We start from the raw sequence: 14,779 nt of genomic DNA, 5'->3' as shown, positions 1-14,779 counted from the left end.
CCGGAACCGTCCCCGTCGAACCACCCCGAACCGTCCCGGACCACCTCCCCGCCGCGCCCCGCACCCGCCGGCCCCCCACCCCCGAATGTGCCGATCCACCCTGGTGCACAAGTCGATCACATGGCATCGTCCACACAAGCCGGCCACGCGCCCCACCGGGGGACCCCCGCCACCGCGCACGGCCGACGCCCACGACGCGTACCTGCCAGGAGCCGCATCATGACCACCGCACCGCACTCCGCCGCCCAGCCGGCCCCGGAACCCCTCTGGCAGCCCGGCCCGGACCGGATCGCCGGCGCACAGGTCACCCGCTTCCACACCTGGGCCGCCACCCACCACGGCGCCCCCGCCCCCACCCCCGGCGACCCCGCTGCCGGTTACGCCGCCCTGCACCGCTGGTCCGTCGACCAGCTGCCGACCTTCTGGCAGGCCGTCGCCGAATGGTTCGACGTCCGCTTCACCACCCCCTACGACACCGTCCTCGCCGACCGCACCATGCCCGGCGCCCGCTGGTTCCCCGGCGCCACCCTCAACTACGCCGAACACGCCCTGCGCACCGCCGAGGACGCCGCCCGCGCCGACACCCCCGCCCTCCTCCACGTCGACGAACGCCAGGAACCCGCCCCCGTCACCTGGGCCGAACTCCGCACCCAGGTCGGCTCCCTGGCCGCCGCCCTCCGCCGGCTCGGCGTCCGCCCCGGCGACCGCGTCAGCGGCTACCTCCCCAACATCCCGCAGGCCGTGGTCGCCCTCCTCGCCACCGCCGCGGTCGGCGCCGTCTGGACCTCCTGCGCCCCCGACTTCGGCGCCCGCAGCGTCCTGGACCGCTTCCAGCAGGTCGAACCGGTCGTCCTGTTCACCGTCGACGGCTACCGCTACGGCGGCAAGGAACACGACCGCCGGGACACCGTCGCCGAACTCCGCGCCGAACTCCCCACCCTGCGCGCCGTCGTCCACGTCCCCCTGCTCGGCACCCCCGCCCCCGAAGGCGCCCTGGAATGGTCCGACCTGACCTCCGATGCCACCGACCCGGTCTTCGAGCAGGTCCCCTTCGACCACCCGCTGTGGGTCCTGTACTCCTCCGGCACCACCGGCCTCCCCAAGGCCATCGTCCAGTCCCAGGGCGGCATCCTCCTCGAACACCTCAAGCAGACCGGCCTGCACTGCGACCTCGGCCCCGACGACCGCTTCTTCTGGTACACCTCCACCGGCTGGATGATGTGGAACTTCCTCGTCGGCGGCCTGCTCGCCGGATCCACGATCGTCCTGTACGACGGCAGCCCCGGCCACCCCGACACCGCCGCCCAGTGGCAGGTCGCCGCCGCCACCCGCGCCACCGTCTTCGGCACCTCCGCCGCCTACGTCATGGCCTGCCGCAAGGCCGGCCTGCACCCCGCCCGCGACCTCGACCTCTCCACCGTCACCTGCGTCGCCACCACCGGCTCCCCGCTCCCGCCCGACGGCTTCCGCTGGCTCCACGACACCTTCGCCGAGACCGGCACCGACCTGTGGACCGCCTCCGTCAGCGGCGGCACCGACGTCTGCAGCTGCTTCGCCGGCGCCGTACCCACCCTCCCCGTCCACATCGGCGAACTCCAGGCCGCCTGCCTGGGCACCGACCTCCAGGCATGGGACCCCCAGGGCAGGCCGGTCATCGACGAGGTCGGCGAACTCGTCGTCACCAAGCCCATGCCGTCCATGCCCACCCGCTTCTGGAACGACCCCGACGGCACCCGCTACCACGACAGCTACTTCGACACCTACCCCGGCGTCTGGCGGCACGGCGACTGGATCACCCTCACCTCCCGCGGCAGCGTCGTCATCCACGGCCGCTCCGACTCCACCCTCAACCGCCAGGGCGTCCGGATGGGCTCCGCCGACATCTACGAGGCCGTCGAACGCCTCCCCGAGATCCGCGAATCCCTCGTCATCGGCCTCGAACTCCCCGACGGCGGCTACTGGATGCCCCTCTTCGTCCACCTCGCCCCGGGCGCCACCCTGGACGACGCCCTCCGCGACCGCATCAAGCGGACCATCCGCGAACAGCTCTCCCCCCGCCACGTCCCCGACGAGATCATCGAGGCCCCCGGCGTCCCGCACACCCTCACCGGCAAGCGCATCGAGGTCCCCGTCAAGCGCCTCCTCCAGGGCACCCCTCTCGAAAAGGCCGTCAACCCCGGCTCCGTCGACGACCTCGAACTCCTCCACTTCTACGAGCGGATCGCCGCCGACCGCGCCAGGTACCGCGCCACATGAGAGCGGGCGGACCGGCGCCGGCGGCACCCCGCCCCGGCGCCGGCCGTCCCGCCGTTGTCAGACCCCCCGATTACTCTCGGTGACAGTCGTCGTCCGACCAGTGACGCCGACCCGTCCGCCCGACCAGCGCACCCACCGAGGGGGAGCCATGACACCCGCCCGACCCACCCACCACCCCGCCCACCCGCTCCGCCGCGAACTCCCCAGCACCGCCGCCGTCCTCGCCGACGCCCGGGACTTCGCCGCCATGCGCCGCTACCGCACCTTCCCCTTCGACGACCACCGCGGCTACCTCCGCCAGTTGGAGACCCTGCTGCGCACCCTCGCCGCCCAGGGCGTGCACACCACCCTCTGCCTCTTCGACCCGGCCGCCTTCGCCCGCTACTGCGCCGACCACGGCCTCGACCCGGACGCCCCGGCCAGCCGCAGCCGCTACACCGCCGCCGTCGCCTGCACCGGCGCCTCCCTCGCCTATGACGGCACCCCGCTCGACCGTCTCCTCCCCTTACTCACCGAAGAAGCCGCCCGCCGGGAATCCTGCGACCGCGCCACCACCCTCCTCGCCCGCGCCGGCCGCTGCGCCACCTGCGGCGAGGACCTCGCACACGCCGCCTTCACCCGGGCCACCGCCGCCCTCCACCACCTCCTCGCGGCCCTGGGGGAGGGCACCCATCACCTCGTCTGCACCCTCCCCGACCCCACCGGTTCGCTCCGCGCCTATCTGCACGCCACCGTCACCCCCGACGACACCCCGCCCCACCTCCCCCCATCCGAAACCCTCGCGTTCTGCACGGTCCTCGCCGCCGCCCTCGCCCAACCCGTCACAGGCGCCCTGGTCTGCCGCACCATCCCCACCACCGACGACCACCCCACCGACCCCGGTCCCGCCACCGTCCGCGGCTGGCGCCTCCGCGGCGCCTGGCCCGACCCCATCAGCGCCGCCGAGATCTTCGACGCCTACTGCACCGACCCCGAAACCGACGAGCCCATCCCGCCCGAACACCGCGTCGACCACGCCCCCGGCCTGCCCCTCCCACCCCCACCCGGCCCCCACTGCCACCCCTGACACCCAGCGGGGCCGGCCCCCCACGCACATGCGGGACGGCCGCCCCGCCACATCGGCGGGACGGCCGTCCCGATCACCTCACACGGCGTCGCGCGCCGCCCGGATCACTCCCCGGAGAGCACCGCCTGCGCGGCCGCCCGGGCATCCTCCGCGGTGTCCGCGGCCCGCGCCGCGGCAGCGGCCCGCTCGCACTGCGCCAGCGTGTGCTTGGCCAGCGTCGCCCGCACATACGGGAGCGACGCCGCACCCATCGACAGGCTGGTGACGCCCAGCCCCGTCAGCACACACGCCAACAGCGGATCGGAGGCCGCCTCACCACACACGCCACAGCTCTTGCCCTCGGCCTTCGCGGCCTCGGCCGAAGCCGCCACCAGGTCCAGCAGCGCCGGCTGCCACGGGTCCTGCAAACGCGACACCGCGCCCACCTGCCGGTCCGCCGCAAAGGTGTACTGCGCCAGGTCGTTGGTGCCCAGCGACAGGAACTCCACCTCCTGGAGGATCGACCGGGCCCGCAGCGCCGCCGACGGAATCTCGACCATCGCACCGAACTTCGCCCGCAGCCCGGCCTCCCGGCACGCGTCCGCGAACGCCCTGGCGTCGGTCCGGTCCGCCACCATCGGCGCCATGACCTCCAGGTACACCGGCAGCCCCTCGGCGGCCTTCGCCAGCGCCCGAAGCTGCGTCCGCAGCACCTCGGGGTGGTCCAGCAGCGTCCGCAGACCCCGGACACCCAGCGCCGGGTTCGGCTCGTCCGCAGGCGTCAGGAAGTCCAGCGGCTTGTCCGCCCCGGCGTCCAGCACGCGTACGACCACACGCCCCTCCGGAAAGGCTTCCAGCACCTTCCGGTACGCCTCGACCTGCTTCTCCTCCGACGGCGCCTGCTTGCTGTCGTCCAGGAACAGGAACTCCGTACGGAACAGCCCGACGCCCTCCGCACCGGCCTCCACGGCCGCCGGCACATCCGCCGGCCCGCCGACGTTCGCCAGCAGCGGCACCTTGTGCCCGTCGGACGTGGCACCCGGACCGGACGCCGCCGCCAGCGCCGCCTTGCGCTCCTCGGCCGCCCGCGTCAGCTCCGCCTTCTTCTCCGCGCTCGGGTCGACGAACACCTCACCGGTGCTGCCGTCCACCGCGATCACGGTGCCCTCGACGAGCTCGCCCGCACCGGGCAGCGCCACCACGGCCGGCACCCCCAGCGCCCGCGCCAGAATCGCGCTGTGGCTGGTCGGCCCGCCCTCCTCGGTCACGAACCCGAGCACCAGCGTCGGGTCCAGCAGCGCCGTGTCGGCCGGTGCGAGATCCCGCGCGATCAGCACGTACGGCTCGTCGCTGTCCGGCACACCCGGCATCGGCACGCCCAGCAGCCGCGCGACGATACGGTTCCGCACGTCGTCGAGGTCGGCCACCCGGCCCGCCAGGTACTCACCCGCCCCGGCCAGCAGCGCCCGGTAGGCGGCGAACGCGTCGTACACCGCGCGCTCGGCCGTGCTGCCCACGGCGATCCGCCGCTCGACATCGGCCATCAGCTCGGGGTCCTGGGCCATCATGGCCTGCGCCTCCAGCACGTGCTGTGCCTCGCCGCCCGCCAGATTGCCCCGCGCGATCAGATCGGCGGCCACAGCCTCCACGGCCTGGCGGGCGCGCCCCTGTTCGCGCTCCGCCTCCTCCGCCGGAATCTGCTTGGCCGGCGGCTCCAGCACCGCCGTCCCCATGTGCCGCACCTCGCCGATGGCCACGCCGTGGCTCACCCCGACGCCCCGCAGCGTTGTCTCCATGTCACCCGTCTCCGGTTGTTGCGGCGGGCCCGGCCGCCGCGGTGGATGTCGTACCTGCCGTCTCGCAACGGCGACCGGTTGCCCCTACTGCCAGGAGAAGAGCTCGTCGCCGGCCTTGACCTCGCCGTCCTCGCGGACGTCGCCGAGCGAGTCCGCGGTCGCCTCCAGCGCGACGACGGGGCACACCGGCGACTTGCCGGCCTCCTCGACCGCAGCCGGGTTCCAGCGCACGACGGCCTGTCCGCGGGTGACGGTGTCGCCCTTGTTCACCAGCAGTTCGAAGCCTTCGCCGTTGAGCTGCACGGTGTCGATACCGAGGTGCGTCAGCACGCCGTGTCCTTCGGCGTCCACGACGACGAACGCATGCGGGTGCAAGGAGACGACCACGCCCTCCACGGGCGACACCGCCTCCGAGGGCTCACGAACCGGGTCGATGGCGGTGCCGGGGCCCACCATCGCGCCGGAGAAGACGGGGTCCGGCACGGCCGCCAGTCCGATGGCGCGTCCGGCAAGGGGGGACGTCACGGTGGTCATGGGAAACCTCCCAGGGGTGAAGATTCATCAGGCCGCCGTCACTGCCTGTCCCGGACGGCGCACCGTTGAGAAGCGTAAGTCATAAGAACTGACGGTTCCGCATGACAGAGCCCAGTTGATGCCCCGTCCGGCGCCGAATCGATTTGCCTCGCCCACCGGGCCCCTGTACTGTCTTAGCTCTGCCCCGGACAGCCAGGAAGCGCCCAGCGCGACCGGCTGAGTGGGCGGCACTCCTCAGAGTCATGATCCAGATGCTCGGATCACGCAATTCTGCATGCCTGCAGAAAAGCGCGGTTCGAAAAGCCGGAAAAGCCCTGATAGAGTGTGGAACACCGAAGGGAAGCGCCCGGCGGAAACCCGGAAGGGAATCCAAAGGAAGCGTCCGTTCCTTGAGAACTCAACAGCGTGCCAAAAGTCAACGCCAGATATGTTGATACCCCGTCTCCAACGTCATGTTGGGGCGAGGTTCCTTTGAAAGTCCTTCCAAAGCTTTGGGAGGCGCACAGCGAGGACGCTGTGAACCGCGGGGATTATTCCTCCTTGTGGTTCCGCTCTCGTGGTGTTCGCCCCGATTACGGGGAAGCATTCACGGAGAGTTTGATCCTGGCTCAGGACGAACGCTGGCGGCGTGCTTAACACATGCAAGTCGAACGATGAACCGGCTTCGGTCGGGGATTAGTGGCGAACGGGTGAGTAACACGTGGGCAATCTGCCCTTCACTCTGGGACAAGCCCTGGAAACGGGGTCTAATACCGGATATGACACACGGAGGCATCTTCTGTGTGTGGAAAGCTCCGGCGGTGAAGGATGAGCCCGCGGCCTATCAGCTTGTTGGTGAGGTAATGGCTCACCAAGGCGACGACGGGTAGCCGGCCTGAGAGGGCGACCGGCCACACTGGGACTGAGACACGGCCCAGACTCCTACGGGAGGCAGCAGTGGGGAATATTGCACAATGGGCGAAAGCCTGATGCAGCGACGCCGCGTGAGGGATGACGGCCTTCGGGTTGTAAACCTCTTTCAGCAGGGAAGAAGCGAGAGTGACGGTACCTGCAGAAGAAGCGCCGGCTAACTACGTGCCAGCAGCCGCGGTAATACGTAGGGCGCGAGCGTTGTCCGGAATTATTGGGCGTAAAGAGCTCGTAGGCGGCTTGTCGCGTCGGATGTGAAAGCCCGGGGCTTAACTCCGGGTCTGCATTCGATACGGGCAGGCTAGAGTTCGGTAGGGGAGATCGGAATTCCTGGTGTAGCGGTGAAATGCGCAGATATCAGGAGGAACACCGGTGGCGAAGGCGGATCTCTGGGCCGATACTGACGCTGAGGAGCGAAAGCGTGGGGAGCGAACAGGATTAGATACCCTGGTAGTCCACGCCGTAAACGTTGGGAACTAGGTGTGGGCGACATTCCACGTCGTCCGTGCCGCAGCTAACGCATTAAGTTCCCCGCCTGGGGAGTACGGCCGCAAGGCTAAAACTCAAAGGAATTGACGGGGGCCCGCACAAGCAGCGGAGCATGTGGCTTAATTCGACGCAACGCGAAGAACCTTACCAAGGCTTGACATACACCGGAAAACTCTGGAGACAGGGTCCCCCTTGTGGTCGGTGTACAGGTGGTGCATGGCTGTCGTCAGCTCGTGTCGTGAGATGTTGGGTTAAGTCCCGCAACGAGCGCAACCCTTGTTCTGTGTTGCCAGCATGCCTTTCGGGGTGATGGGGACTCACAGGAGACTGCCGGGGTCAACTCGGAGGAAGGTGGGGACGACGTCAAGTCATCATGCCCCTTATGTCTTGGGCTGCACACGTGCTACAATGGCCGGTACAATGAGCTGCGATACCGTGAGGTGGAGCGAATCTCAAAAAGCCGGTCTCAGTTCGGATTGGGGTCTGCAACTCGACCCCATGAAGTCGGAGTTGCTAGTAATCGCAGATCAGCATTGCTGCGGTGAATACGTTCCCGGGCCTTGTACACACCGCCCGTCACGTCACGAAAGTCGGTAACACCCGAAGCCGGTGGCCCAACCCCTTGTGGGAGGGAATCGTCGAAGGTGGGACTGGCGATTGGGACGAAGTCGTAACAAGGTAGCCGTACCGGAAGGTGCGGCTGGATCACCTCCTTTCTAAGGAGCACTTCTTACCAGGCTTCGGTTTGGTCAGAGGCCAGTACATCAGCGAGTGTCTGATGCTGGTTGCTCATGGGTGGAACGTTGACTATTCGGCACGATCGTGATGGGGACTGTTAGTACTGCTTCGGCGTGGAACGCGGGGTCTCATCTGGTCGGGTCGGGCGCGCTGTTGGGTGTCTGAGGGTGCGAGCGTTGCTTGCCCTTCGAATGCCGGTCCCGGTGAAGCGCCACGTTGGTGGTGTGTGACGGGTGGCTGGTCGTTGTTTGAGAACTGCACAGTGGACGCGAGCATCTGTGGCCAAGTTTTTAAGGGCGCACGGTGGATGCCTTGGCACCAGGAACCGATGAAGGACGTGGGAGGCCGCGATAGGCCCCGGGGAGCTGTCAACCGAGCTTTGATCCGGGGGTGTCCGAATGGGGAAACCCGGCAGTCGTCATGGGCTGTCACCCGCTGCTGAACACATAGGCAGTGTGGAGGGAACGCGGGGAAGTGAAACATCTCAGTACCCGCAGGAAGAGAAAACAACCGTGATTCCGGGAGTAGTGGCGAGCGAAACTGGATGAGGCCAAACCGTATTGGTGTGATACCCGGCAGGGGTTGCCAGTGCGGGGTTGTGGGATCTCTTTTCTGCAGTCTGCCGGCTGTGGGACGAGTCAGAAACCGTTGATGTAGGCGAAGGACATGCGAAAGGTCCGGCGTAGAGGGTAAGACCCCCGTAGCTGAAACATTAGCGGCTCGTTTGAGAGACACCCAAGTAGCACGGGGCCCGAGAAATCCCGTGTGAATCTGGCGGGACCACCCGTTAAGCCTAAATATTCCCTGGTGACCGATAGCGGATAGTACCGTGAGGGAATGGTGAAAAGTACCGCGGGAGCGGAGTGAAATAGTACCTGAAACCGTGTGCCTACAAGCCGTGGGAGCGTCGCTGGTGAGTTTTCTCATCAGTCGTGACTGCGTGCCTTTTGAAGAATGAGCCTGCGAGTTAGCGGTGTGTAGCGAGGTTAACCCGTGTGGGGAAGCCGTAGCGAAAGCGAGTCCGAAGAGGGCGTTTGAGTTGCACGCTCTAGACCCGAAGCGGAGTGATCTAGCCATGGGCAGGTTGAAGCGGAGGTAAGACTTCGTGGAGGACCGAACCCACCAGGGTTGAAAACCTGGGGGATGACCTGTGGTTAGGGGTGAAAGGCCAATCAAACTCCGTGATAGCTGGTTCTCCCCGAAATGCATTTAGGTGCAGCGTCGTGTGTTTCTTGCCGGAGGTAGAGCACTGGATAGGCGATGGGCCCTACCGGGTTACTGACCTTAGCCAAACTCCGAATGCCGGTAAGTGAGAGCGCGGCAGTGAGACTGTGGGGGATAAGCTCCATGGTCGAGAGGGAAACAGCCCAGAGCATCGACTAAGGCCCCTAAGCGTGTGCTAAGTGGGAAAGGATGTGGAGTCGCAGAGACAACCAGGAGGTTGGCTTAGAAGCAGCCACCCTTGAAAGAGTGCGTAATAGCTCACTGGTCAAGTGATTCCGCGCCGACAATGTAGCGGGGCTCAAGTACACCGCCGAAGTCGTGTCATTGCAGCATGAGGGCTAACGCCTGTTGTGATGGGTAGGGGAGCGTCGTGTGCCGGGTGAAGCAGCCGTGGAAGCGAGTTGTGGACGGTTCACGAGTGAGAATGCAGGCATGAGTAGCGATACAAGAGTGGGAAACTCTTGCGCCGATTGACTAAGGGTTCCTGGGTCAAGCTGATCTGCCCAGGGTAAGTCGGGACCTAAGGCGAGGCCGACAGGCGTAGTCGATGGACAACCGGTTGATATTCCGGTACCCGCTTTGAAGCGCCCAGTACTGAATCAGGCGATGCTAAGTCCGTGAAGCCGCCCTGATCTCTTCGGAGTTGAGGGGAGTGGTGGAGCCGACGGACCAGACTTGTAGTAGGTAAGCGATGGGGTGACGCAGGAAGGTAGTCCAGCCCGGGCGGTGGTTGTCCCGGGGTAAGGGTGTAGGCCGTGTGATAGGCAAATCCGTCGCACGTTAAGGCTGAGACCTGATGCCGAGCCGATTGTGGTGAAGTGGATGATCCTATGCTGTCGAGAAAAGCCTCTAGTGAGTTTCAAGGCGGCCCGTACCCTAAACCGACTCAGGTGGTCAGGTAGAGAATACCGAGGCGTTCGGGTGAACTATGGTTAAGGAACTCGGCAAAATGCCCCCGTAACTTCGGGAGAAGGGGGGCCATTTCTGGTGAGGGAACTTGCTTCCTGAGCTGGGGGTGGCCGCAGAGACCAGCGAGAAGCGACTGTTTACTAAAAACACAGGTCCGTGCGAAGCCGTAAGGCGATGTATACGGACTGACGCCTGCCCGGTGCTGGAACGTTAAGGGGACCGGTTAGCTCCATTTCGGTGGGGCGAAGCTGAGAACTTAAGCGCCAGTAAACGGCGGTGGTAACTATAACCATCCTAAGGTAGCGAAATTCCTTGTCGGGTAAGTTCCGACCTGCACGAATGGCGTAACGACTTCTCGACTGTCTCAACCATAGGCCCGGTGAAATTGCATTACGAGTAAAGATGCTCGTTTCGCGCAGCAGGACGGAAAGACCCCGGGACCTTTACTATAGCTTGATATTGGTGTTCGGTTCGGCTTGTGTAGGATAGGTGGGAGACTGTGAAGCGCCAACGCCAGTTGGTGTGGAGTCGTTGTTGAAATACCACTCTGGTCGTGCTGGATGTCTAACCTGGGTCCGTGATCCGGATCAGGGACAGTGTCTGGTGGGTAGTTTAACTGGGGCGGTTGCCTCCTAAAGGGTAACGGAGGCGCCCAAAGGTTCCCTCAGCCTGGTTGGTAATCAGGTGTTGAGTGTAAGTGCACAAGGGAGCTTGACTGTGAGACTGACGGGTCGAGCAGGTACGAAAGTAGGGACTAGTGATCCGGCGGTGGCTTGTGGAAGCGCCGTCGCTCAACGGATAAAAGGTACCCCGGGGATAACAGGCTGATCTTCCCCAAGAGTCCATATCGACGGGATGGTTTGGCACCTCGATGTCGGCTCGTCGCATCCTGGGGCTGGAGTCGGTCCCAAGGGTTGGGCTGTTCGCCCATTAAAGCGGTACGCGAGCTGGGTTTAGAACGTCGTGAGACAGTTCGGTCCCTATCCGCTGTGCGCGTAGGAGTCTTGAGAAGGGCTGTCCCTAGTACGAGAGGACCGGGACGGACGGACCTCTGGTGTGCCAGTTGTTCTGCCAAGGGCATGGCTGGTTGGCTACGTTCGGAAAGGATAACCGCTGAAAGCATCTAAGCGGGAAGCCTGCTTCGAGATGAGGGCTCCCTCCCACTTGATGGGGTAAGGCTCCCAGTAGACGACTGGGTTGATAGGCCAGATATGGAAGCATCGTAAGGTGTGGAGTTGACTGGTACTAATAGGCCGAGGGCTTGTCCTCAGTTGCTCGCGTCCACTGTGTTGGTTCTGAAGCCACGAACAGACCAACGGTTGTTCTGAGTTTCATAGTGTTTCGGTGGTTTTAGCGTTAGGGAAACGCCCGGTTACATTCCGAACCCGGAAGCTAAGCCTTTCAGCGCCGATGGTACTGCAGGGGGGACCCTGTGGGAGAGTAGGACGCCGCCGAACTCAACGTAATAGAAAGCCCCGTCGGGAACCTTGGTTCCTGGCGGGGCTTTCTTGCGTTGCGGTACGGGGACCCGTGGCGCGGCAGGGCCGGCCGGCCAGGTAAAGTCGGAGGCATCATCGGCATATTTTTCCCACAGGAGGCTTCCGCGTGGAGGTCCAGGAGACGCGGATCCAGACAGATCGCGTCCTCACCATCCCGAATATTCTGAGCATGGCGCGCCTGGTCGGTGTGCCGCTGTTCCTGTGGCTGATCCTCTGGCCGAAGTTCGACGGCCCCAACGCCGATGGCTGGGCGCTGCTCGTCCTCGCATTGAGCGGGGTCAGCGATTACCTCGACGGCAAGCTCGCCCGGCGCTGGAACCAGATCAGCAGCCTGGGCCGGATCCTCGACCCGGCCGCCGATCGCCTCTACATCCTCTCCACGCTCGTCGGTCTGACCTGGCGTGAGATCCTTCCGGTCTGGCTCACCGCGGCGCTGCTCGCCCGTGAGCTGATGCTGCTGATCGCGGTCGGCATCCTCGGACGTCACGGATACGGGCCTCCCCAGGTGAACTTCCTGGGCAAAGCGGCTACGTTCAACTTGATGTACGCCTTCCCGTTGCTGTTGCTCAGTGACGGACATGACTGGCTTCACACACTCGCTGCCATTTTCGGATGGGCGTTCGCCGGGTGGGGTACAGCGCTGTACTGGTGGGCAGGGATCCTCTACGTGGTCCAGGTCCGCCGGATCATCAGGGCGGACGCCACGGCCGACTGAGCTCGCCGAATGGGCAGATCATGCCAAGGCCCGGCGCCCGCACGGGGGAGAAAAAGGGCGCCCTTGACAAGTGAAGTCGGCAAGACCGTCGTCTCTTCGAGGAGGACGCTTCCGACATGAAGGCCGTTGTGATGGCCGGCGGCGAAGGAACACGCCTTCGCCCCATGACGTCCAGCATGCCCAAGCCGCTGCTTCCGGTGGCCAATCGGCCGATCATGGAGCACGTACTGCGGCTGTTGAAAAGGCATGGTCTCAGCGAGACCGTCGTGACCGTGCAATTCCTGGCCTCGCTCGTCCGGAACTATTTCGGTGACGGCGAAGAGCTGGGGATGGAGCTCACCTATGCCAATGAGGAAAAGCCGCTCGGCACCGCCGGGAGCGTGAAGAACGCCGAAGAGGCACTCAGGGACGATGCTTTCCTCGTCATCTCGGGCGACGCTCTCACCGACTTCGATCTCACCGATCTCATCCGCTTCCACAAGGAAAAGGGTGCCCTCGTCACCGTATGCCTGACGAGGGTGCCCAATCCGTTGGAATTCGGGATCACCATCGTCGACGAGGGTGGCCGGGTCGAGCGCTTTCTGGAGAAGCCCACCTGGGGGCAGGTCTTCTCGGACACCGTGAACACCGGCATCTATGTGATGGAGCCGGAGGTCTTCGACTACGTCGAGGCGGATGTCCCGGTCGACTGGTCCGGGGACGTCTTTCCGCAGTTGATGAAGGACGGCAAGCCCATCTACGGCTATGTCGCCGAGGGCTACTGGGAGGACGTCGGCACGCACGAAAGCTATGTCAAGGCCCAGGCCGATGTGCTCGAAGGCAAGGTCGACGTCGAAATCGACGGCTTCGAGATCTCGCCGGGCGTGTGGGTCGCCGAGGGCGCCGAGGTGCACCCGGACGCGGTGCTGCGCGGGCCGTTGTACATCGGCGACTACGCCAAGGTCGAGGCCGATGTGGAGATCCGTGAGCACACCGTCGTCGGCTCCAACGTCGTCGTCAAGAGCGGTGCGTTCCTGCATCGGGCGGTGGTGCACGACAACGTCTACGTCGGGCAGCACAGCAATCTGCGCGGCTGTGTGATCGGCAAGAACACCGACATCATGCGGGCGGCGCGGATCGAGGACGGTGCGGTCATCGGCGACGAGTGCCTGATCGGCGAGGAGTCGATCGTCCAGGGCAATGTGCGGGTCTATCCCTTCAAGACGATCGAGGCCGGTGCGTTCGTCAACACCTCCGTCATCTGGGAGTCCCGGGGCCAGGCGCACCTGTTCGGGGCGCGCGGGGTGTCGGGGATCCTCAACGTCGAGATCACTCCGGAACTCGCCGTGCGGCTCGCCGGCGCGTATGCCACCACATTGAAGAAGGGGGCCACGGTCACCACGGCGCGCGACCACTCGCGCGGTGCCCGTGCCCTGAAGCGGGCGGTGATCTCCGCGCTCCAGGCGAGTGCCATCGACGTCCGCGACCTGGAGAACGTACCGCTGCCCGTCGCCCGGCAGCAGACCGCCCGGGGCAGCGCGGGCGGGATCATGGTCCGGACCACGCCAGGGGTGCCGGACTCGGTCGACATCATGTTCTTCGACGAGCGCGGTGCGGACCTCTCGCAGGCCGGTCAGCGCAAGCTCGACCGGGTCTATGCCCGGCAGGAGTACCGGCGGGCCTTTCCCGGCGAGATCGGTGACCTCCATTTCCCGTCCAGCGTCTTCGACTCCTATACGGGAGCGATGCTGCGGGCCGTGGACACCACCGGCATCAGCGACTCCGGTCTGAAGGTCGTCGTGGATGCCTCGAACGGCAGCGCCGGCCTGGTACTCCCCAGCCTCCTGGGCCGGCTCGGCGTCGACTCGCTGACCATCAACCCCGGTCTGGACGAGGCCCGGCCGACCGAGACCGCCGACGCCCGGCGCGCCGGGCTGGTCCGGCTCGGCGAGATGGTGGCGTCTGCCCGGGCCGCGTTCGGCGTGCGGTTCGACCCCGTCGGCGAGCGGCTCTCCCTGGTGGACGAGCGCGGCCGGATCATCGAGGACGACCGGGCGCTGCTGGTGATGCTGGACCTCGTCGCGGCCGAGCGGCGCAGCGGCCGGGTGGCGCTGCCGGTGACCACGACCCGGATCGCCGAGCAGGTGGCGGCGTACCACGGCACGCAGGTCGAGTGGACGACGACGTCTCCGGACGACCTGACCCGGGTGGGGCGGTCGGACGGCACGGTGTTCGGTGGTGACGGCCTGGGCGGTTTCATCATCCCGGAGTTCAGCAGCGTCTTCGACGGCGCGGCCGCGTTCGTCCGGCTGATCGGCCTGGTGGCCCGTACTCAGCTCACGCTCAGCCAGATCGACGCGCGGATCCCGCGGGCGCACGTCCAGCGGCGGGACCTGGCGACGCCGTGGGCGGTCAAGGGCCTGGTGATGCGGCACGTCGTGGAGGCCGCCGGCGACCGCGACGTGGACACCACCGACGGCGTGCGGATCGTGGAGGCCGACGGGCGCTGGGTGCTGGTGCTGCCGGATCCGGCCGAGGCGGTCACCCACCTCTGGGCGGAGGGCCCGGACGATGCCTCCGTCCAGCAGCTGCTGGACGAGTGGGCGGCCGTGGTGGACAGCGCCGGACGCTGACCGAGGACCCCACCGGCGTGCCGCTCGACGGGCGCGCCGGTGGGGCCATTGGG

General features: G+C 66.0%; 6 protein-coding genes and 3 rRNA genes. 7 read left to right on the top strand and 2 right to left on the bottom strand.

The window, feature by feature from the left end; genetic code table 11:
* Window positions 1-219 precede the first annotated feature (219 nt).
* Together K2224_RS21955 and K2224_RS21950 are read left to right on the top strand one after the other, a co-directional pair.
* The gene (locus tag K2224_RS21955) at window positions 220-2,256 is read left to right on the top strand and encodes an acetoacetate--CoA ligase (protein WP_221908224.1); all 2,037 of its coding nucleotides are present in this window, start codon (window positions 220-222) and stop codon (window positions 2,254-2,256) included.
* 148 nt (window positions 2,257-2,404) lie between these two features.
* Window positions 2,405-3,322 carry a hypothetical protein gene (locus K2224_RS21950; RefSeq protein WP_221908223.1) on the top strand — a complete coding sequence of 306 codons (918 nt, stop codon included), beginning with the start codon at window positions 2,405-2,407 and terminating at the stop codon, window positions 3,320-3,322.
* 104 nt (window positions 3,323-3,426) lie between these two features.
* On the opposite strand, the gene ptsP is transcribed toward K2224_RS21950, so the two are convergent.
* Both ptsP and K2224_RS21940 read right to left on the bottom strand, forming a co-directional pair.
* On the bottom strand, window positions 3,427-5,097 hold the full coding sequence (gene ptsP / locus K2224_RS21945; protein WP_221908222.1) for a phosphoenolpyruvate--protein phosphotransferase: 1,671 nt from the start codon (window positions 5,095-5,097) through the stop codon (window positions 3,427-3,429).
* A gap of 84 nt (window positions 5,098-5,181) precedes the next feature.
* Window positions 5,182-5,631, bottom strand: a complete 450-nt coding sequence (locus K2224_RS21940; protein WP_221908221.1) for a PTS glucose transporter subunit IIA — start codon at window positions 5,629-5,631, stop codon at window positions 5,182-5,184.
* Window positions 5,632-6,216: 585 nt separating this feature from the next.
* On the opposite strand from K2224_RS21940, the gene K2224_RS21935 reads away from it, so the two are divergent.
* The 5 genes from K2224_RS21935 (at window position 6,217) to K2224_RS21915 (ending at window position 14,726) form a co-directional block, all read left to right on the top strand.
* A 16S ribosomal RNA gene (locus tag K2224_RS21935) occupies window positions 6,217-7,745 on the top strand.
* Between the two features lie 302 nt (window positions 7,746-8,047).
* A 23S ribosomal RNA gene (locus K2224_RS21930) occupies window positions 8,048-11,169 on the top strand.
* A 71-nt stretch (window positions 11,170-11,240) separates the two neighbouring features.
* Window positions 11,241-11,357 (top strand): 5S ribosomal RNA (gene rrf, locus K2224_RS21925).
* The 16S, 23S and 5S rRNA genes sit together here, the layout of an rRNA operon.
* 148 nt (window positions 11,358-11,505) lie before the next feature.
* Window positions 11,506-12,114 carry a CDP-alcohol phosphatidyltransferase family protein gene (locus K2224_RS21920; RefSeq protein WP_221908220.1) on the top strand — a complete coding sequence of 203 codons (609 nt, stop codon included), beginning with the start codon at window positions 11,506-11,508 and terminating at the stop codon, window positions 12,112-12,114.
* Window positions 12,115-12,230: 116 nt separating this feature from the next.
* A complete protein-coding gene (locus K2224_RS21915) occupies window positions 12,231-14,726 on the top strand; it encodes a mannose-1-phosphate guanyltransferase (RefSeq protein WP_221908219.1) in 2,496 nt (831 codons plus the stop codon).
* The last annotated feature ends 53 nt before the right edge of the window (window positions 14,727-14,779 follow it).

The organism is Streptomyces sp. BHT-5-2, assembly GCF_019774615.1.
In the GTDB taxonomy this organism is placed as follows: Bacteria; Actinomycetota; Actinomycetes; order Streptomycetales; family Streptomycetaceae; genus Streptomyces.
This window is presented reverse-complemented; position numbering and strand designations above follow the sequence as displayed.

What these genes read in the sequence shown, in the direction of transcription:
- K2224_RS21955 (WP_221908224.1), top strand. Translation starts at nt 220, where the DNA reads ATGACCACCGCACCGCACTCCGCCGCCCAGCCGGCCCCGGAACCCCTC.
- K2224_RS21950 (WP_221908223.1), top strand. Translation starts at nt 2,405, where the DNA reads ATGACACCCGCCCGACCCACCCACCACCCCGCCCACCCGCTCCGCCGC.
- ptsP (WP_221908222.1), bottom strand. Translation starts at nt 5,097, where the DNA reads ATGGAGACAACGCTGCGGGGCGTCGGGGTGAGCCACGGCGTGGCCATC.
- K2224_RS21940 (WP_221908221.1), bottom strand. Translation starts at nt 5,631, where the DNA reads ATGACCACCGTGACGTCCCCCCTTGCCGGACGCGCCATCGGACTGGCG.
- K2224_RS21915 (WP_221908219.1), top strand. Translation starts at nt 12,231, where the DNA reads ATGAAGGCCGTTGTGATGGCCGGCGGCGAAGGAACACGCCTTCGCCCC.